This window comes from Mesorhizobium sp. J428 (assembly GCF_024699925.1).
Taxonomy (GTDB): domain Bacteria; phylum Pseudomonadota; class Alphaproteobacteria; order Rhizobiales; family Rhizobiaceae; genus Mesorhizobium_A.
Genome location: NZ_JAJOMX010000001.1, coordinates 3,928,526 through 3,946,508, shown reverse-complemented (window position 1 = coordinate 3,946,508; position 17,983 = coordinate 3,928,526). Strand labels below are relative to the sequence as shown.

Sequence of the window (17,983 nt, the reverse complement as noted above, 5' to 3'; positions counted from 1 at the left end):
ATCGGCTCATGCACCCGATCGCACGGGTTCGGCAAGGCTGAGGTTGTCGAATTGAAGCTGTTCAAGCATCTCCTGCTGTTCATCCTGCTCGTCTTCGTCACCCCGGCGCTCGCCACCGCCGGCTGGTGGATGCTGCAGGACCGGCCGGGCACCTGGAGTTCCGCCGACTGGTCGTCGTCGGGCCTCCTGCCGAAAGCCGAGGCGGACCGGAAAGCGGCCGTCTATGTGCTCGCCGCGCGCACCGGCGGTTTGAAGGGTGCGTTCTCGCTGCACAGCTGGATCGTCACCAAACAGGCGGGCGCGGCCTCCTATGACCGTTACGACAAGGTCGGCTGGGGCGCGCCGATCCGCAAGAACAGCCGGCCCGCCGACGGGCGCTGGTATTCGAACGAGCCCTTCATCGTCCACGCGCTGGAGGGCAAGGCCGCCGAAGCGGTGATCCCGAAGGTCGAGGCCGCGGTCGCATCCTACCCGTTCTCCAAGCCGGGTGACTATCACGTCTGGCCGGGGCCGAACTCCAACAGCTTCGTCGCGCATGTGCTGCGCTCCGTGCCGGAACTCGGCGCGACGATGCCGCCCAATGCGACCGGCCGCGACTTCGCGGCGGGCATCGGCGCAATCGGCTGGTCGGCCGCGACGGGAGATTTTTACGCCACGCTGCACGGGCTTGCCGGCCTGTCGGTCGGCGCGACCAGCGGGCTGGAGCTGCATTTCATGGGCCTGGTGGCCGGGATCGACATCGCCCGGCCGGCGCTCAAGATCCCCGCCTATGGGCGATGGGAGATCTTCTGAGCGCTATTCGAACGCCGCGACCAGCGTCTTGCGCAGCGTGCCGTGGTCGCCTTCCGCGCCGTAGAGAATGTCGTCGATGCCGAGCGTGCCCTCGTTCCAGCCTGCACCGAGGACGAGGCGGTCGGAGTAGTTTGCGGACGGCTCGTCCGGGAAACCGTGCCTGATCTCGACCACGGCGCCGGCCCCCCTCACCCTCGAGCGTGCCCACTTCGCATCTTGGCGAGACGTCCTGGTAGCTCTGGAACGGCACGCCGTCGCCGAGCGGCGGCTTCTCGTCTGGATGCGCCTTCTGGATCTCGGCGTTTTTCGCCATCGCCGCACGGATTTCGGCCGCCAGCGCCGGCGTCACCAGCAGCAACGGACCGGCCGCCTCCGGGTTGTCCTTCATCAGGCAGAATGCCTCGCCCAGGGCCGCTTCCGCGCGCTGGGGCTGATCCTGCGCCGATGCGCCGAAAGCGGTCAGCGACAACAGGGCGGCGAGCAGGCTGCGCTTCAAGGTGGTCCCCCTCATTGATCACCCCTTACTGATCGAACGTGTCGGCCAGCACGCGGCGCAGGCCGGCCTGATAGGTGTCCGTCGGAAAGGACGCGAACAGGATGTCGTCGACGCGCATCTCGCCGGTTTCGGCCTTCAGCACAAGCCTGTCGGTCCACCGCTCGCCTTTCTCGGACGCATAGGCGATGTCCACGATCGTGACATTGGTCGCAGGCGAAACGCCCGACGCCAGACAGGAGGCCGGCCTGGCGACCACGCCGCGATAGGGGATCCCCGCCGCGAGCGGCGCGCTGTCATGACCGGATGCGTCGGCGACCGCGGCGTTGCGCTCCTCGGCGTCCTCGACGATCGCACGCAGGTCCGCCGTCATCAGCTCGCGCAGACCCGCCATGTCGTCGGCCGTCTGAAGTTCGCAGAACCGGTTCGAGACATCGCCGACATCGGGCTCAGCCCAGGCCGGGCATGCGACAGCGAACAGCACTGCGGCAACGGACAGTCTAGTCTTGGGCAATGATACCACCTGCCAGGAACCCGCCGTCGACGGCGACGGTCTGGCCGGTGATATAGCTCGCCTCCGGTGACAGAAGAAAGGCGATCGCGCCCGCCACCTCGTCGGCGCGGCCGTAGCGCTCCTGCGGGATGCGCTCGCGCCACAGCGCCTTCTCCGGCGCCCCGTGCAGCCGCGCCACCATCGGCGTGTCGATCGGCCCCGGTGCCACACTGTTGACCCGCACGCCCTGCGTCGCGAGCTCCACCGCCATCACCTCGGTCATCAGCTTGAGCCCCGCTTTTGCCGAGCCGTAGGCCAGCCGGCCATGATTGGCGCGCAGGCCGGAGACCGAGCCGATGTTCACGATCGCCAGCGTCTCGCCCATCCGCTCCAGCGCGGCCTTGGACGCGAGGAACGGCCCGACGAGGTTGGCTTCCAGCATCTCGCGCATGAATTCGGCCGTCGTGTCCTCGACGCTCGCGGCCTTGGCCACCCCGGCCGAGTTCACCAATCCGCCGATCAGGCCCACCCTGTCGACGATCTCGTCGAAGGCCGCCGTCACCTCGTCCTCATCGGTGACGTCGGCCTGCACGAAGATGACGTTCTCGCCCTCGAGGTCGTTCTCGGCCTGGACGAGCGCGTCGGCGTTGAAGTCGATCACGGCGACCGGCCAGCCGTCCTCAAGCAGCCGCGTCACCACCGCGAGGCCGATCCCAGATGCACCGCCGGTCACCACCGCCGCATGTCTCATGATGGCAGAATGAACGCAGCGGCGCTGCGGGTAAAGCCCGCATGACTGGCGCAATCGCGGCATCGGGTGGCGGTATTTTTATTGATTGACGCGTCAATAAAAAATAGCCTCGCTCCATGCCGAAGATCGGAATGGAACCCTTGCGCCGCCGCGCCCTGATCGACGCCACGGTGGCCGCCATCGGCGAGCACGGCTCGCTTGACGTGACGATGTCGCAGATCGCCGGTCGCGCCGGCGTATCGTCGGCGCTCGCGCATCATTATTTCGGCGCCAAGGACGACCTGCTCAGGGCAACGATGCGCTCGCTGCTGGCCGATCTCGGCCGCGAGCTGCGAGCCGCACTCGCCCGGGCCGAGACGCCGCGCGAGCGCCTGTCGGCGATCATCGCGGTCAACTTCTCCGCGCCGCAGTTCGGCGAGGAAGTGGTGGCGGCCTGGCTCGCCTTCTACGTCGAGGCGCAGCGCTCGCCCGAGATGCGCCGGCTTCTCGCGATCTATGCGCGGCGGCTCCACTCGAACCTGACCGACGCCCTGCTGCGCCTCCTGCCGCGTCCCGATGCCCTCCATGTCGCGGAAGGCATCGCGGCGCTGATCGACGGCCTCTACATCCGCCGCGCGCTGAAGAACGGCGCGCCCGACCCTGCCTCGGCCATCGCGCTGGTGGAGGACTATGTCTCGCTCAATCTGGCGAGGGCGGGATGAAGCACCAGGACCGCCGCGCCCACAGGGCGGAAATGTTGGAGAGCCTCCGATGACCCGCCCCAACATCCTCATCGTCATGGTCGACCAGATGACGGGAACGCTGTTCCCCGATGGCCCCGCCGACTTCCTCCATGCGCCGAACCTGAAGGCGCTGGCTGCCCGCTCGGCACGGTTCGCCAACAACTACACCGCCTCACCGCTCTGCGCGCCTGGCCGCGCCTCCTTCATGAGCGGGCAGCTGCCGTCGCGGACGCGGGTCTACGACAACGCTGCCGAGTTCGCCTCCTCGATCCCCACCTTCGCGCACCACCTGCGCGCGGCCGGCTACTACACTTGTCTCTCCGGCAAGATGCATTTCGTCGGACCGGACCAGCTGCACGGTTACGAGGAGCGGCTGACGACCGACATCTACCCGGCCGATTTCGGCTGGACGCCCGACTACCGCAAACCTGGCGAGCGCATCGACTGGTGGTACCACAATCTCGGCTCCGTCACCGGCGCCGGCGTCGCCGAGACCACCAACCAGCTCGAATATGACGACGAGGTCACCTTCCTCGCCAGCCAGAAGCTCTACCAGCTGTCGCGTGAGCACGATAACCCGGCCCGCCGGCCCTGGTGCCTGACGGTCTCCTTCACCCACCCACACGACCCGTTCGTCGCACGGCGCAGATATTGGGACCTCTACGAGGACTGTGCGCATCTGGAACCGACCGTCGGCTTCATACCGCACGAAAAGCAGGACCCGCATTCGCAGCGGCTTTACCTCGCCAGCGACTACGCGTCCTTCGATATCCAGACGGAGCAGATCCGCCGCTCGCGCCGCGGCTACTTCGCCAACATCTCCTACATCGACGACAAGGTGGGCGAACTCCTCGACACGCTCGCCCGCACCCGCATGGCCGACGACACGGTCATCCTGTTCTGCTCCGACCACGGCGAGATGCTCGGCGAGCGCGGCCTCTGGTTCAAGATGAACTTCTACGAGGGCTCGGCCCGCGTGCCGCTGATGATCGCCGGCAAGGGCGTGCCCGCAGACCTCGTCACGACGCCGGTGTCGAACCTCGACATCTGCCCGACGCTCTGCGACCTCGCCGGCATCGATATGACGGCGATCATGCCCTGGACCGACGGTCAGTCGTTGCTGCCGCTGGCGAAGGGCGATGCGCGCGCCGAGCCGGTGCTGATGGAATATGCCGCCGAAGGTTCCTATGCGCCGTTGGTCGCCATCCGCGACGGCCGCTTCAAGTTCGTCCATTGCGACCTCGACCCGCCGCAGCTCTTCGACCTCGACGCCGATCCGCTCGAGAAGACCAATCTGGCCGCCGACCCGGCCTACGCCGATCTCGTCGGCAAGTTCATGGCTGCGGTCCGCGTGCGCTGGGACATGGCGCGCTTCGACGCCGAGGTGCGCGAGAGCCAGGCTCGCCGTTGGGTGATCTACCCGGCGCTCCGCAACGGCTCCTACTACCCCTGGGACTTCCAGCCGCTGCAGAAGGCGTCCGAGCGCTACATGCGCAACCACATGGACCTGAACGTGCTGGAAGAGTCCAAACGCTGGCCGAGGGGCGAGTGATGGCGCAGCGCGAAGCCGATTTCGTCATCGTCGGCGCCGGCTCTGCCGGCTGCGCGCTCGCCTACCGGCTCTCCGAGGACGGCAAGCACACGGTCATCGTCATCGAGCATGGCGGCTCGGATTTCGGCCCGCTGATCCAGATGCCGTCGGCCCTGTCGATCCCGATGAACATGAGCCTCTACGACTGGGGCTTCCGCACCGAGCCCGAGCCGCATCTCGGCAACCGCGTGCTCGCCACCCCGCGCGGCAAGGTCATCGGCGGCTCCTCCTCCATCAACGGCATGGTCTATGTCCGCGGCCATGCACGCGACTTCGACCACTGGGCCGCGCAGGGCGCGGCCGGCTGGGCCTATGCCGACGTGCTGCCCTACTACAAGCGGATGGAGCACTCGCATGGTGGCGAGGAGGGCTGGCGCGGCACAGACGGCCCGCTGCATGTCCGGCGCGGCCAGCTGTTCAATCCGCTCTACCGGGCCTTCGTCGAGGCAGGCAAGCAGGCGGGCTTCGAGACCACCGAGGACTACAACGGCTCCAAGCAGGAAGGCTTCGGCTGGATGGAGCAGACCATCCACATGGGCCGCCGCTGGTCGGCTGCCAATGCCTATCTGAGGCCGGCGCTCAGAAGGCCGAACGTGAGTCTTCTCAAGGGCATGGCGCGGCGCGTTGTGATCGAGAATCACCGCGCCACAGGCGTCGAGATCCAGCTTGGTACGGAGATTCAGGTCGTTAAGGCAAAACGCGAGGTCGTGCTTGCCGCCTCCTCGATCAATTCACCCAAGCTGCTGATGCTGTCGGGCATCGGACCTGCCGCGCATCTGGCCGAACACGGCATCGGCGTGGTCGCCGACCGGCCCGGCGTCGGCCAGAACCTGCAGGACCATCTCGAACTCTACATCCAACAGGAGGCGACGCAGCCCGTCACACTGCACTCCGTGCTCAACCCCTTTTCCAAGGCGCTGATCGGCGCGCGCTGGCTGGTCTGGGGCGATGGGCTCGGCGCAACCAACCATTTCGAAGCCGCCGCCTTCGTCCGCTCGAAGGCCGGCGTCGACTATCCCGACATCCAGTATCATTTCCTCCCGGCCGCCATGCGCTACGACGGCAAGTCGGCGGCGAAGTCGCACGGCTTCCAGGCGCATGTCGGGCCGATGCGGTCGAAGTCGCGCGGCTCGATCACGCTGCGCTCGGCCGAGCCCGCCATGCCGCCGGTGATCCGTTTCAACTACATGTCGCACCCCGACGACTGGGCCGACTTCCGCCACTGCATCCGCCTCACCCGCGAGATCTTCGGCCAGGAGGCGTTTGCGCCCTATCGAGGCAAGGAGATCTCGCCCGGCAGCCACGTGCAGAGCGACGACGAGCTCGACGATTTCATCCGCGAGCATGTCGAGAGCGCCTACCACCCCTGCGGCTCGTGCCGGATGGGCCGCGCGGACGATGCCCATGCCGTCGTGGACCCGGAGTGCCGCGTGATCGGCGTCGAGGGCCTGCGCGTTGCCGATTCCTCCATCTTCCCGCGCGTGACCAACGGCAACCTCAACGCGCCGTCGATCATGACCGGCGAGAAGGCGTCCGACCACATACTAGGCAAGACGCCCCTGCCGCCCTCCAATCAGGAGCCTTGGATCAACCCGCGCTGGCGCGAAAGCGACCGGTAGCCCGGCTTCCGCATCGGACGCGCGCGGGCTATGAGGGTGGAAACAGCAAGGAACAGACAATGAAGACCAACAATCTCTACCTGATCATCGGCGTGCTGGTCGCCGTCGTGGTGGTGCTCGGCATCTATGTGTGGCGCGAGCAATCGAAGCCGGAAGGCGTCGAGATCAAGGTCGACCAGAACGGCCTGTCCATCCAGAAGAACTGACGCCGCAGGAGCGCCGCATGACCGCCCAGCCAAAAGCCTCGCACTACATCAACGGCCGCTTCGTCGAGGATGAGGGCGGCAAGGCGCTGCCGGTCATCTATCCCGCCACCGGCGAAACCATCGCCACGCTGCATTCGGCGACGCCAAACGTCGTGGAACTGGCGGTGGAGGCGGCGCGGGCTGCCCAGCCCGCCTGGGCGCGGCTGAAGCCGGTCGAACGCGGCCGCATCCTGCGCCGTGCATCCGACATCTTGCGCGCACGCAACGCGGAACTGGCGCGCCTGGAGACCCTCGACACCGGCAAGGCGATCCAGGAGACGCTGGTCGCCGACCCCGCCTCGGCGGCCGACGCGCTCGAATTCTTCGGCGGCGCGGTCGCTGCCTTCCACGGCGACTATGTCGACCTCGGCGGCCCCTTCGCCTACACGCGCCGCGAGCCGCTTGGCGTCTGCGTCGGCATCGGCGCGTGGAACTACCCGATCCAGGGCGCGGGCTGGAAGTCCGCACCCGCGCTCGCCATGGGCAATGCGATGATCTTCAAGCCGTCGGAGAACACCCCGCTTTCCGCCCTGGCGCTCGCCGAGATCTACACCGAGGCCGGCCTGCCAGACGGGCTGTTCAACGTGGTGCAGGGCTATGGCGATGTAGGTGCCGCGCTCGCCGGCCACCCGGTGGTGGCAAAAGTGTCGCTCACCGGCTCGGTGCCGACCGGCAAGAAGGTGCTGGCGCTCGCCGGCTCGCAGATGAAGCACGCGACGATGGAGCTCGGCGGCAAGTCGCCGCTCATCGTCTTCGAGGATGCCGACCTCGAAAACGCGATCTCCGGCGCCATGCTCGGCAATTTCTACTCGACCGGCCAGGTCTGCTCCAACGGCACCCGCGTCTTCGTCCAGAGCGCGCTGCGCGACCGCTTCGTCGACCGGCTGGTCGAGCGCACCAAGAAGATCCGGCTCGGCGACCCGCTCGACCCCGAGACGCAGATGGGCCCGCTCATCAACAAGGCGCAGCACGACAAGGTGCTGGGCTACATCGAGATCGGCAAGAAGGAAGGTGCTGCCCTCGCCACCGGCGGCGGCGCGCCGAAGCTGCAAGGCTTCGAGAACGGGTTCTATGTCGAGCCGACCGTCTTCACCGGCGTCACCGACGACATGACCATCGCCCGGGAAGAGATCTTCGGCCCGGTGATGAGCGTGCTTGCCTTCGACGAAGAAGACGAAGTGATCGCCCGCGCCAACGACAGCGAGTTCGGCCTCTCGGCCGGCGTCTTCACCCAGGACATGGCCCGCGCCCACCGCGTCGTGGCGGACCTCCAGGCGGGAACGCTGTGGATCAACCACTACAATCTCTCGCCGGTCGAAATCCCCTTCGGCGGCGCGAAGAGCTCCGGCATCGGCCGCGAGAATTCGCTGGAGGCACTGCGCCACTACAGCCAGGTCAAGTCCGTCTATGTCGAGACGGGGAAGGTCGAGAGCCCCTACTGAGCCCGTCGCCCCAGCGCCCGCATCGTCTCCAGCCATTCGGCGCGGTTTTCGGCTGAGCCCTCGACCATGCCGACGATCGACGAGCGCACCGGCGAGATGCCGACGAAATTGAGGATGTTGCGCTTCAGGCTCTTCACCGAATGCGCGCCGAAATACCAGTTGTAGACAAAGGCCGGCATGCCCATCGTCACGACGAGGCGCGCCGACTTGCCCTTCCATAAGCCCGGCGACAGCGACCTTGCCCCCTTGTCGATGGCGACGCCCGGGCGTCCCAACTGCTCGAGAAAGGCCTTGAGCAACGCCGGCACATCGCCCAGCCAGAGCGGATAGACGATTACCAGATGATCGGCCCAGGCGATCGAGGCAGCCGCATCGCTCAGTGGCTGCGGCACCGGCCCGTTTTCCCAGTCCTCCCGCCGTGTCAGCACCGGGATGTCGAGCTCGCCGATCGCAATCCGCCGCACCTCGTGCCCGCCTGCCTCCGCCCCCTCGGCATAGGCCGCCGCGAGCGCATGGACGAAACGCTCCGGCCGCGGATCCGGGTGACCGTTGATGACCAGTATCTTCTGGGGCATGGCGGCTTCTCCAACGCAGAGAAACCTAGCGGTTGCCTAGCGGCCGACCTTGAGCGAGATCAACTCGTCTGGATCAGCCTATGCGGCCGCGAGCGCCCGTTCGATGGCCTCCGGCTCGTTTTCGATGACGAGCAGAAGGATTCGTGACGGCGTATCCACAGGCGATCGACCCTGCTCCCAGTCACGCACCCGCCCGACGGTAAAGCCATAGCGAGCGGCGAACGCCTGCTGGGATAGACCGAGCTTGCGCCGGATTCTTTTCACATCCACCGTCTCCGGCACATGGACACGAAAGGCATCCGCGTCCGCCCGCCCTCCGGCAAAGGCCAGCGCCTCGCGGGCACCCTGAAGAATTCGCGATCCTGGCTTCGTCATTTTCCGTGTCTCCGCTTCATTCTTTCGACCCTCGCTGCCCGCCATGTTTTCGGCAGTTCCGAGAGGATCGCTCGAAGCTCGTTCCGCTCGGCTTTCGTCATATTTGCGCGATTGCCCTTGCCGTAGATGTCGAGCAGGAACAATGGGATATCGTCGCCTGCGAAGAAGGTGATGACCCGATAGCCGCCGCTCTTTCCGTGACCACGGCCGGCAAATCGGACCTTGCGCGCCCCACCAGCCCCGACAATCAGATCACCGGCACTCGGATTGTCGGCCAGGAACCGGACGATCTCAGCCCGTTCGTCGTCATCGACGCCCTCGTCCTTCGCGGATGCGAGGTAGGCAGGCGTTTCCACGACGGTGTGCACGACAGCAAGTATACGGAAACTCCGTAGACCTTCAAGCGCCTACCCATATCGCTTCATATAGGCCGCCAGCGCGGTGACGATGTGGTAGAGGATGCTCGCCGGCGCGTCCTTGGCGAGCGCCCTGCCCCGCTCGTCGATCAGGTCGATCCACAGTCCCGAGGGCGCCGGATCGATGTGCCAGCGGAACAGGCGACCGAGGCGTGCCTCGATCTCCGGCTTCATGTCGGGTCCGCTTGTATCGTCCAGCGCCATCGCGGCCTTGATCGCCTCCGTCTGCGGCCAGCTGCGCGAGGTGCGCTCCAGCGGGATGCCTTCGCGCGACACGGCGCCGTAGGCGAGGCCCGTCGCGCGGTTCAGCCCGTTGGCGATCGCCGAGGCGTAGAGTTTGCGGGCAAAGGCGATCAGGTCCTTCTGGCCGCTCTGCCGCGCGAACTCGACCAGCAGCGCAGCCCACTCGAAATGGTGCCCGGGTTCTGTCCACTGGCCCTTCTCGCCTGCCGCAGGCTTCCAGTCGTCGTCGAAATATTCGCCGATCGTCCAGGAGTCTGTATCGAAGAAATGGCTGCGGAACAGGTCGATAATGCGTGCGGCGCGGCGCAGGTACTGCCGGTTCCCGGTCGCCTCGTACCCAGGCGAGGAAGGCCTCCAGCAGATGCATATGCGGGTTGGTGCGGCGCAGCCCCTCGCCCAGCGAGGTCTCGAGGAAGCCGCGCATGTTGCGATCCTCCAGCCTGTCATCGAGAAAGGCGAAGGTCGCCTCGCCGAGCGCCAACGCATCCGGATTGCCGGCCCGGTGCGCATGCGCGAGCGCCAAAAGCACGCAGGCATGGTCATAGGCATCCTCGGTGGCGTCCAGCACCGAGCCGTCGACGTCAAGCGTGCGCACCCAGCCGCCGTCGGGCGTGCGACCCCTGGAGGCGATGAAATCGACGCCGTGGGCCACGAGTTTTTCGGCGGGCCCGTCCCAGCCATAGGTCTGGGCCACCGAGAAGGCGAAGATCTGCCGCGCCATCGTGCGCATGCGCTTCGGCCGCGGGATCGGGCGGCGGTCGAAGCCCATCGCCTCGTAATAGCCGCCGTAGCGTTCGTCGATCGCGGCGGTCGACCACAGCGGCAGCGCCTCCTCGAACAGCCAGTGCCGCACGCGCGGCAGCCAGGCGCCGTTGGCGATGACGCGGTCCTGCGCCGGCGTGAACTTCGTCTCCAGCCGGCCGCTCTTCTCCAGCCGCTCGACGATCTTCTTGACGCTCTGGCTCTGCGAGACCGGCGCCACGAAGGTTGCGTCCGCCGTCGCGACGATCGCTACGTCCTTCATGCCGATCACGGACAGCAGCCGCCCCTGGCTGCGCAGATAGGAGTTCTCCGTGTCGATCGCGACCACGTCGCCGACCACCACGTTGCCGTCCGTGTCGGTCGGACTGACCTCCAGCAGCGACTGCCAGGAGCCGAGGTCGTTCCAGCGGAAGCCGGCCGGCACCATAGCGATGCCGGCGGTCTTTTCCATGATCGCGTAGTCAACCGAGATCGACGGCACGGCCGCATAGATATCCTGTGGAAGATAGAGCCCCGACACCTGCCGCGCGGCCGCGCGGCAGGCCTGCGCGGCCTGCGACCAGATCTCTGGCTGCAGCTTCAGGAACGCATCCCGCATGGCGCTGGCGCGAAACAGGAACATGCCGGCATTCCAGAAGAAGGTGCCGGCGGCAAGATAAGATTCGGCCGTCGGGAGGTCCGGCTTCTCGACGAAGCGCCGCACCGCCCGCACGTCGCCCTCGCCGTCCGCCTCGATATAGCCATAGCCCGTTTCCGGATGCGTCGGTCGGACCCCGAAGACGACCAGTTGCCCCGCCTCGGCGGCCGGCACGCCCTTCTCGATCGTCTCCCAGAACTGGCGGTCGGTCGAGATCGAGTGGTCGGAGGGCACCACCAGCGCCAGGCCGTCTCCCTTCTCCAGAACCAGCACCGCCGCGACCGCGACCGCCACCGCTGTGTTGCGCCCCATCGGCTCGAACACGGCCATGCCGCCGCCGAGATCGAGGCCAGCCAGATCGTCGCGCACGCGCTCGGCATGGCGCTCCGAGGCGATCAGGCTCACCGGCGCCTCGCCCACCACACGCGCGCGCAGGCGGCGGATGGTGCGCACCAGCATCGAGCCGTCGCCGGCCAGATCGTGGAACTGCTTCGGATTGTCCTCGCGCGACAGTGGCCACAGCCGCGATCCGACACCGCCGCTCATCACGAAGCAGGAGATCGGAGCGGCCATCGTCGACCTCAGATCGTCTGGTTGTAGGCGCCGACTTCGGGGTTCTCCCGCAGCACGGCATCAACGGCAAAAAACATCTGGCGCTTGCGCTCCTCCGACACAGGGCTCTCGACCACCACCACTAGCTCGGGTTTGTTGGATGAGGCGCGCACCAGACCCCAGGTGCCATCCTCGGCGACGACGCGCACGCCGTTCACCGTCACGAGGTCGGCGATCTTCTGCCCCGCGACCGTCTCGCCTGCCCCGCGCATCGCCTGGAAGCGCCTCACGACGCGGTCCGCCACATCGTATTTCACTTCGTCGGCGCAGTGCGGCGACATCGTCGGAGAGCCGAAGGTCAGCGGCAGGTCACGGTAGAGGTCCGCCATCGACTTCCCCGGATTGCGGTCGAGCATGCGGCACACCGCGATCGCCGTCACCAGTCCGTCGTCGTAACCGCGGCCGATCGGCGGGTTGAAGAAGAAATGCCCCGACTTCTCGAAGCCGGCGATCGCGTCGAGTTCCTTCACCCGCCGCTTGATGTGCGAATGGCCGGTCTTCCAGTAATCGGTAACGGCGCGGTGCGCCTTCAGCACCGGGTCGGTCATGAACAGGCCGGTCGACTTCACGTCGACTACGAAGCGGGAGCCCGGATGCTCGCCGGAAATGTCGCGCGCGAGCATCACGCCCACCTTGTCGGCGAAAATCTCGCTGCCCTCATTGTCGACCACGCCGCAGCGGTCGCCGTCGCCGTCGAAGCCCAGCCCGACATCGGCGCCGGTGCGCAGCACTTCGTCGCGGATCGCATGCAGCATGTGCATGTCTTCCGGGTTCGGGTTGTAGCGCGGAAAGGTGTGGTCGAGCTCGACGTCGAGCGGCACGACCTCGCAGCCGATCGCCTCCAGCATCTGCGGCGCGAAGGCTCCGGCCGTGCCGTTGCCGCAGGCTGCAACCACCTTCAGCTTCCGCGAGATGCGCACGCCCTTCGTCAGGTCGGCGAGATAGGCCTCGCGGAAATTCTCCACGAACTCGTAGCCCTCTCCGCCCGCGAGATCGAAGTCGCCGGCAAGCACGATCCGCTTCAATTCGGACATCTCGTCCGGCCCGAAGGTCAGCGGCCGCGCCGAGCCCATCTTCACGCCGGTCCAGCCGTTCTCGTTGTGCGAGGCGGTCACCATGGCGACGGAGGGGCAGTCGAGTGCGAACTGCGCGAAATAGGCCATCGGCGACAGCGCCAGCCCGATGTCCTTCACCTGCGCCCCGGCGGCCATCAGCCCCGCCGTCAGCGCCAGCTTGATCGACAGCGAATAGGAACGGAAGTCGTGGCCAACGACGATGTCGGGCGCGATGCCGGCACGGCGAATCATCGTGCCAAGCCCCATGCCCAGCGCCTGCACCCCGATCAGGTTCAATTCCGGCGCCTTGTCGGAGCCCGGATGTCCGAACCACCAGCGCGCGTCGTATTCGCGAAAGCCGGTTGGTTTCACGAGCGGCGTTGTCTCGAATTCAAAGGTGTTCGGCCTTGCATCGGCCACCGGCTTGAACGTCACTCGGTCCAACTCCACATGATCGCGCAGCGGGAGCACTGGTCCCTCCTCCGCGGCCGTGACGATAGCGGGGAAATCGCAAGAAATCGTTTCGCGAATGCGCTTGCAGGTTCAGGGGGCGGACGTTATAAGCCCGCCGACTGGTTCACGGAGTGTAGCGCAGCCTGGTAGCGCACCTCGTTCGGGACGAGGGGGTCGCAGGTTCAAATCCTGCCACTCCGACCAGAAATTTTCCCGATATTTCCTCAGCCTATGCGCAGCACGACCGCTCCGAGCGGCGCGATTACGGCATATCCGCCATCCGATCCGGTGGCATGGCCGGGCAGATCGAGCGTCTTGGACGGTCGCAGTGCGGCCGGAATCTTCCATCGCTTCTCTTCCCGCGCGAAATTGAACAGGCAGAGCAGCCTTTCTCCCTCCTCCTCGCGTTCGAACGCCAGCACGTCCTCGTCTTTACCGACGAACCGGATCGAGCCGCCGACCAGCGCCTTGTGCCTTCTGCGGAAGGCCAGCATCTCGCGGTAATGCGCCAGCACCGTGCCGGTGCCTCCCTGCCGGTCGACTGCCCGCTCCAGGTGGGTCGCGGGAACGGGCAGCCAGGGTTTCGCCGTCGAGAAGCCGCCATTGCGCAGGTCGCCGCTCCACGGCATCGGCGCATGCGGCAGCCGTCGCGGCCCTTGAAGCCTGGCCAGAAGCGGATGCCGTAGGGGTCGCGCAGATCCTCGAAGGCGATGTCGGCCTCCTCCAGCCCCAGTTCCTCGCCCTGGTAGAGGCAGATCGAGCCGCGCAGGCAGGCGAGCAGCGTCAGCGCGAACTTCGCCACCCGGTCCGTGTCGTCGCCCGGCTTGCTGAAGCGCGAGGCGTGGCGGCGCACATCGTGGTTGGAAAAGGCCCAGCAGACCCACCCTTCCTTCACCGTCGCCTCGAAGTCGCCGACGCAGCGGCGGATGTGCGCCGGGTCGAAATCGTCGGCCAACAGGTCGAACGTGTAGCACATGTTGAGCTTGTCGCCGCCCTCGGTATAGGCCGAGACCGTCCTCAGCGACCGTTCGCCGTCGCCCACCTCGCCGACAGCCGCCCGGCCCTCATATTCGTTCAGCACACGCCGGAATTCCGTCAGGAACGCCACATTCTCCGGCTGCGTCTTGTCGTAGAGATGGTCCTGGTAGCCGTAGGGGTTGGTCTCCGGCACGTCGCCCGTGCGGGCGCGGTTGGAGGGCGGATTGTCGCGCAGCTTCCGGTCGTGGAAATAGTGGTTCACCGCGTCGAGGCGGAAGCCGTCGACGCCCCTGTCGAGCCAGAAGCGGGCCGTGTCCAGCACGGCCTTCCGGACCTCCGGATGATGGAAGTTGAGGTCGGGCTGCGAGGCGAGGAACGTGTGCATGTAGTACTGCCGCCGCACTGTGTCCCATTCCCAGGCCGGTCCGCCGAAGATCGACAACCAGTTGTTGGGCGCCGTCCCGTCCGGCTTGGCGTCCGCCCACACGCACCAGTCGGCCTTGTCGCTGTCGCGCGACGAGCGGCTCTGGCGGAACCAGGCGTGCTGGTCCGACGTGTGCGAGAGCACGAGGTCGATGATGACCTTGATACCGCGCCGGTGCGCCTCCTCCACGAAGCGGTCGAAGTCCTGCAGCGTGCCGAACAGCGGGTCGACGTCGCAATAGTCCGACACGTCGTAACCCATGTCGGCCATCGGCGAGCGGAAGAAGGGCGACAGCCAGATCGCGTCGACGCCCAGCGAGGCGATGTGATCCAGCCGCTCGGTCGCGCCGGCGAGATCGCCGACCCCGTCGCCGTTCGAGTCCTGGAAGGAACGCGGATAGATCTGGTAGAGCACCCCGCCGCGCCACCAGTCCGTATTCGCCTCGGGCCGCTTCTCAGCCATCGATCGCCTCTTCGACAAGAATTGCCACGGATCGTCCCTCGAGCCGGATCGCGCCGGCCCCTTCCGCCCTCGTCACCGGAGCCGGCGTGACCTCGCGCCAGGCGTGCCCGTCGCGCACCTTCGGCACGAAGGCGACGGCGCGCCGGTCGGCGTTGAACAGCGCCGCCGCGCGTGGATGCCCGGGCTGCGCGACCACCAGCGCGAGGTGGCGGTTGTCGGCATCGTTCCAGCGCGCCTCGGTCATCGGCGTCCAGTCGGTCCACAGCCATTCGGCGGACGCGGGGCCCTCGTCTCCGCCTGCCGGGGCGAAAAACGCCTGCGCATCGAGCCCCAGCCTGCTGCGCAGCGACGACAGCGCTGCGACGAGCCGTTCGAGTTCGAGGTCCCGGCCCGCCCAGTCCAGCCAGGTGATCGCATTGTCCTGCGCATAGGCGTTATTGTTGCCGCGTTGCGTGCGGCCGAACTCGTCGCCGGCGGCGAGCAGGATCGTGCCGCGCGACAGGAACAGCGTCGTCAGCATCGCCTCCGCGTCGCTCCGACGCCGTATCAGAACGGCCGGGTCGTCGCTCGGCCCTTCCACCCCGTGGTTCCACGAGAAGTTCTCGTCGTGGCCGTCACGATTGTCCTCGCCGTTGGCCTCGTTGTGCTTGTGCGCGTAGGCGGTGAGATCGGCGAGCGTCATGCCGTCATGCGCCGCGACGAAGTTGACGCTGCGCGTCGTTGCGTTCCCCTCGCGTCCGAAGACGTCCGACGAGCCGGCCAGCCGCGTCGCCAGGCTTCCCACCGTTCCCCGGTCGCCGCGCCAGTAGCGGCGCACGTCGTCGCGGTAACGGTCGTTCCATTCCAGCCAGCGGCCGGAAAAATTGCCGAGCTGGTAGCCGCCCGGCCCGATGTCCCATGGCTCGGCGATCAGCACGCGGTCGGCCAGCACCGGGTCGGTCGCGATCGCGCGCAGCGTTGCCGCGCGGGCGTCGAAGCCCTCGGCAGTCCGGCCGAGGACCGGCGCGAGGTCGAAGCGGAAGCCGTCGGCGCCCGCCTGCTCGACGAAATGGCGCAGCGAGGCGAGGATCAGGTCCCTCACCCGCGGATGGTCGCAGGCGAGCGTATGGCCGCAGCCGGTGTCGTTGACCAGCGACCCGTCCAGCGCATGGCGGTAATAGGCCTGCGCGTCGAGCCCGCGTAGCGACAGCGTCGGGCCGAAGATGTCGCTCTCGCCGGTATGGTTGAAGACGACGTCGAGGATCACGCCGATGCCCGCCGCTCGCAGCGCCGCGACCGTGTCGCGCAGCTCCGCGATTCCGCCCGGCGCCAGGCGCGGGTCGAGCGCCATGAACGACACCGGATTGTAGCCCCAGGCATTGCGCAGCCCGAGCGGACCCAGGTGGCGTTCGTCGATCCACGCCGTCACCGGCATGAGTTCCACCGCGGAGACGCCGAGTTTCGTCAGGTGATCGATCACTGCCGGATGCGCGAGCGCCGCGATCGTGCCACGCTGCTCTTCCGGCACATCCGGATGCAGCTTGGTAAAGGAGCGGACGTTGAGTTCGTAGACCAGCCCACCCGGTCCGAAAAACGGCTGCTGGAGCGCCAGCTCCGGCAAGTGCGTCACCACCGCCTTCGGCATTAGTGCAGCGCTGTCGACGCCGTCCGCACGCCGCGCCGCCAGCCGCGCATCGTACGTGTAGGGGCGATCGATCGCCACTGCGTACGGGTCCATCAGCAGCTTGCCGGGATCGAACCACAACCCGTTTTGCGGATCGTAGGGGCCGTCGGCGCGGAAGCCGTAGCGCCAGCCGGCACCAACGCCCGGCACGATCGCGGCGAACACGCCGTCGTCTCGCCGCGACAGCTCGATCCGGTCCGTCTCGCGCGATCCCCTCTCCTCGAACAGCGAGACCCACATCCGTTCGGCCCGGCCCGACCAGACCACGAACTCGGTCGCCGATCCGTCAGGTCTTGCTCCGAGTGCTGGCGACATGCGGGTCCCGAGGTCGATTCGCGATCGCCGGGAAGGTCCGGCGACGCAGAATAACAATCTTGCTGCATTGCGAAACAAGCTTTTGCCCGTTCGCCGAACGAGCAGCCACTTGGGGTATGGATCAGGAGTGAGCTGCCCGCATTAGAGAGCCAGTAGGCATTCACCGCCTGGGTCCAAAATTTCTGATCCTTTGTCTTGACAACATACCAACCAGTTGGTTTATTAGCAACTAACCAGTTGGTATGTTCCATGACCGAAGCGATCCATCCCTCCCGCCAGAAATTCATCGATGCCGCGATCGCACTCATCCGCGAGCAGGGCTATGCCGGCACGTCGGTCGACGACATCTGCGCCCGCGCCGGCATGAAGAAGGGCAGCTTCTTCCATCACTTCAAGAGCAAGGAAGAGCTGCTCCTGGCTGCGATCGCCCACTGGAACGCCTTCACCGGCGAAGTTTTCCGCACCGCGCCCTACCGCCAGCTTTCCGATCCGCTCGACCGCCTGCTCGGCTATGTCGACCTCCGCATCGCTCTGCTCGACATGCCGATCACCGACTTCTCCTGCCTGCTCGGCACGCTCGTGCAAGAGGTGCATGCGAGCCATCCGGCGCTGCTCGCCGCCGCCGAGGGTGGCATGAGCGGCCACATCGACGAGATCGTCGCCGACATCGTCGCGGCCAAGGCGCTCTACGCGCCCGCCGCCGACTGGACGCCCGAAAGCCTCGGCTACTTCATCCAGGCGGCCCTCCAGGGCTCGTTCATCCAGGCCAAGGCCAGGCAGGGCGCCGACGTCGCGCGCGCCAACCTCGCGCACCTTCGGCGCTACCTCGAAACCCTCTTTCCCGCGGCAACTGACAAGGAGTAAA

Annotated in this window: 15 protein-coding genes, 1 tRNA gene and 2 pseudogenes; 8 read left to right on the top strand and 10 right to left on the bottom strand. The window is 66.8% G+C overall.

The window, feature by feature from the left end; genetic code table 11:
- The first annotated feature begins 51 nt into the window (after positions 1-51).
- On the top strand, positions 52-792 hold the full coding sequence (locus tag LRS09_RS19785) for a DUF3750 domain-containing protein (protein ID WP_257808586.1): 741 nt from the start codon (positions 52-54) through the stop codon (positions 790-792).
- Positions 793-795: 3 nt separating this feature from the next.
- On the opposite strand, the gene LRS09_RS19780 is transcribed toward LRS09_RS19785, so the two are convergent.
- The 3 genes from LRS09_RS19780 to LRS09_RS19770 form a co-directional block, all read right to left on the bottom strand.
- The gene (locus LRS09_RS19780) at positions 796-966 is read right to left on the bottom strand and encodes a hypothetical protein (protein WP_257808585.1); all 171 of its coding nucleotides are present in this window, start codon (positions 964-966) and stop codon (positions 796-798) included.
- A gap of 347 nt (positions 967-1,313) precedes the next feature.
- The gene (locus LRS09_RS19775; RefSeq protein ID WP_257808583.1) at positions 1,314-1,799 is read right to left on the bottom strand and encodes a hypothetical protein; all 486 of its coding nucleotides are present in this window, start codon (positions 1,797-1,799) and stop codon (positions 1,314-1,316) included.
- Entirely contained in the window at positions 1,786-2,529 is a 744-nt protein-coding gene (locus tag LRS09_RS19770) for an SDR family NAD(P)-dependent oxidoreductase (RefSeq protein WP_257808582.1), read from the bottom strand. Before LRS09_RS19770 ends, LRS09_RS19775 begins: the two co-directional genes overlap by 14 nt.
- Before the next feature lie 116 nt (positions 2,530-2,645).
- Between LRS09_RS19770 and betI the strand changes: the two genes are divergently transcribed.
- From betI to betB, 5 genes are read left to right on the top strand one after another with little or no spacing between them, the layout of a single operon-like run.
- The gene (gene betI, locus LRS09_RS19765) at positions 2,646-3,230 is read left to right on the top strand and encodes a transcriptional regulator BetI (RefSeq protein ID WP_257808581.1); all 585 of its coding nucleotides are present in this window, start codon (positions 2,646-2,648) and stop codon (positions 3,228-3,230) included.
- 49 nt (positions 3,231-3,279) lie between these two features.
- Complete coding sequence (gene betC, locus LRS09_RS19760) at positions 3,280-4,803, top strand: choline-sulfatase (RefSeq protein ID WP_257808580.1); 1,524 nt, start codon at positions 3,280-3,282, stop codon at positions 4,801-4,803.
- Positions 4,803-6,461 carry a choline dehydrogenase gene (gene betA, locus LRS09_RS19755; protein ID WP_257808579.1) on the top strand — a complete coding sequence of 553 codons (1,659 nt, stop codon included), beginning with the start codon at positions 4,803-4,805 and terminating at the stop codon, positions 6,459-6,461. The genes betC and betA overlap by 1 nt, the downstream gene beginning before the upstream one ends.
- A gap of 59 nt (positions 6,462-6,520) precedes the next feature.
- Positions 6,521-6,667: a hypothetical protein gene (locus LRS09_RS19750; RefSeq protein ID WP_257808578.1), complete on the top strand. Its 147-nt coding sequence runs from the start codon at positions 6,521-6,523 to the stop codon at positions 6,665-6,667.
- 17 nt (positions 6,668-6,684) lie between these two features.
- On the top strand, positions 6,685-8,148 hold the full coding sequence (gene betB / locus LRS09_RS19745) for a betaine-aldehyde dehydrogenase (RefSeq protein ID WP_257808576.1): 1,464 nt from the start codon (positions 6,685-6,687) through the stop codon (positions 8,146-8,148).
- On the opposite strand, the gene LRS09_RS19740 is transcribed toward betB, so the two are convergent.
- The 5 genes and pseudogenes from LRS09_RS19740 to LRS09_RS19720 form a co-directional block, all read right to left on the bottom strand.
- Positions 8,142-8,723 (bottom strand): NAD(P)H-dependent oxidoreductase, encoded by a 582-nt coding sequence (locus LRS09_RS19740; protein ID WP_257808575.1) that lies wholly within the window; start codon positions 8,721-8,723, stop codon positions 8,142-8,144. The genes betB and LRS09_RS19740 overlap by 7 nt on opposite strands.
- Before the next feature lie 78 nt (positions 8,724-8,801).
- Positions 8,802-9,098, bottom strand: a complete 297-nt coding sequence (locus LRS09_RS19735; RefSeq protein WP_257808574.1) for a DNA-binding transcriptional regulator — start codon at positions 9,096-9,098, stop codon at positions 8,802-8,804.
- On the bottom strand, positions 9,095-9,454 hold the full coding sequence (locus tag LRS09_RS19730) for a type II toxin-antitoxin system RelE/ParE family toxin (protein WP_308240319.1): 360 nt from the start codon (positions 9,452-9,454) through the stop codon (positions 9,095-9,097). The genes LRS09_RS19735 and LRS09_RS19730 overlap by 4 nt, the downstream gene beginning before the upstream one ends.
- A 51-nt stretch (positions 9,455-9,505) precedes the next feature.
- Positions 9,506-11,729: pseudogene (locus LRS09_RS19725) on the bottom strand (AGE family epimerase/isomerase).
- A gap of 8 nt (positions 11,730-11,737) precedes the next feature.
- A complete protein-coding gene (locus LRS09_RS19720; RefSeq protein WP_257810266.1) occupies positions 11,738-13,258 on the bottom strand; it encodes a phosphomannomutase/phosphoglucomutase in 1,521 nt (506 codons plus the stop codon).
- A 145-nt stretch (positions 13,259-13,403) separates the two neighbouring features.
- On the opposite strand from LRS09_RS19720, the gene LRS09_RS19715 reads away from it, so the two are divergent.
- Positions 13,404-13,480 (top strand) — tRNA-Pro (locus LRS09_RS19715).
- Positions 13,481-13,500: 20 nt separating this feature from the next.
- Here the strand turns inward: LRS09_RS19715 and LRS09_RS19710 are convergent.
- Together LRS09_RS19710 and glgX are read right to left on the bottom strand one after the other, a co-directional pair.
- Positions 13,501-15,140: pseudogene (locus LRS09_RS19710) on the bottom strand (alpha-amylase family glycosyl hydrolase).
- The gene (gene glgX, locus LRS09_RS19705) at positions 15,133-17,118 is read right to left on the bottom strand and encodes a glycogen debranching protein GlgX (RefSeq protein WP_257808571.1); all 1,986 of its coding nucleotides are present in this window, start codon (positions 17,116-17,118) and stop codon (positions 15,133-15,135) included. Before glgX ends, LRS09_RS19710 begins: the two are co-directional and overlap by 8 nt.
- Before the next feature lie 249 nt (positions 17,119-17,367).
- Between glgX and LRS09_RS19700 the strand changes: the two genes are divergently transcribed.
- Positions 17,368-17,982 carry a TetR/AcrR family transcriptional regulator gene (locus tag LRS09_RS19700; RefSeq protein ID WP_257808570.1) on the top strand — a complete coding sequence of 205 codons (615 nt, stop codon included), beginning with the start codon at positions 17,368-17,370 and terminating at the stop codon, positions 17,980-17,982.
- The last annotated feature ends 1 nt before the right edge of the window (position 17,983 follow it).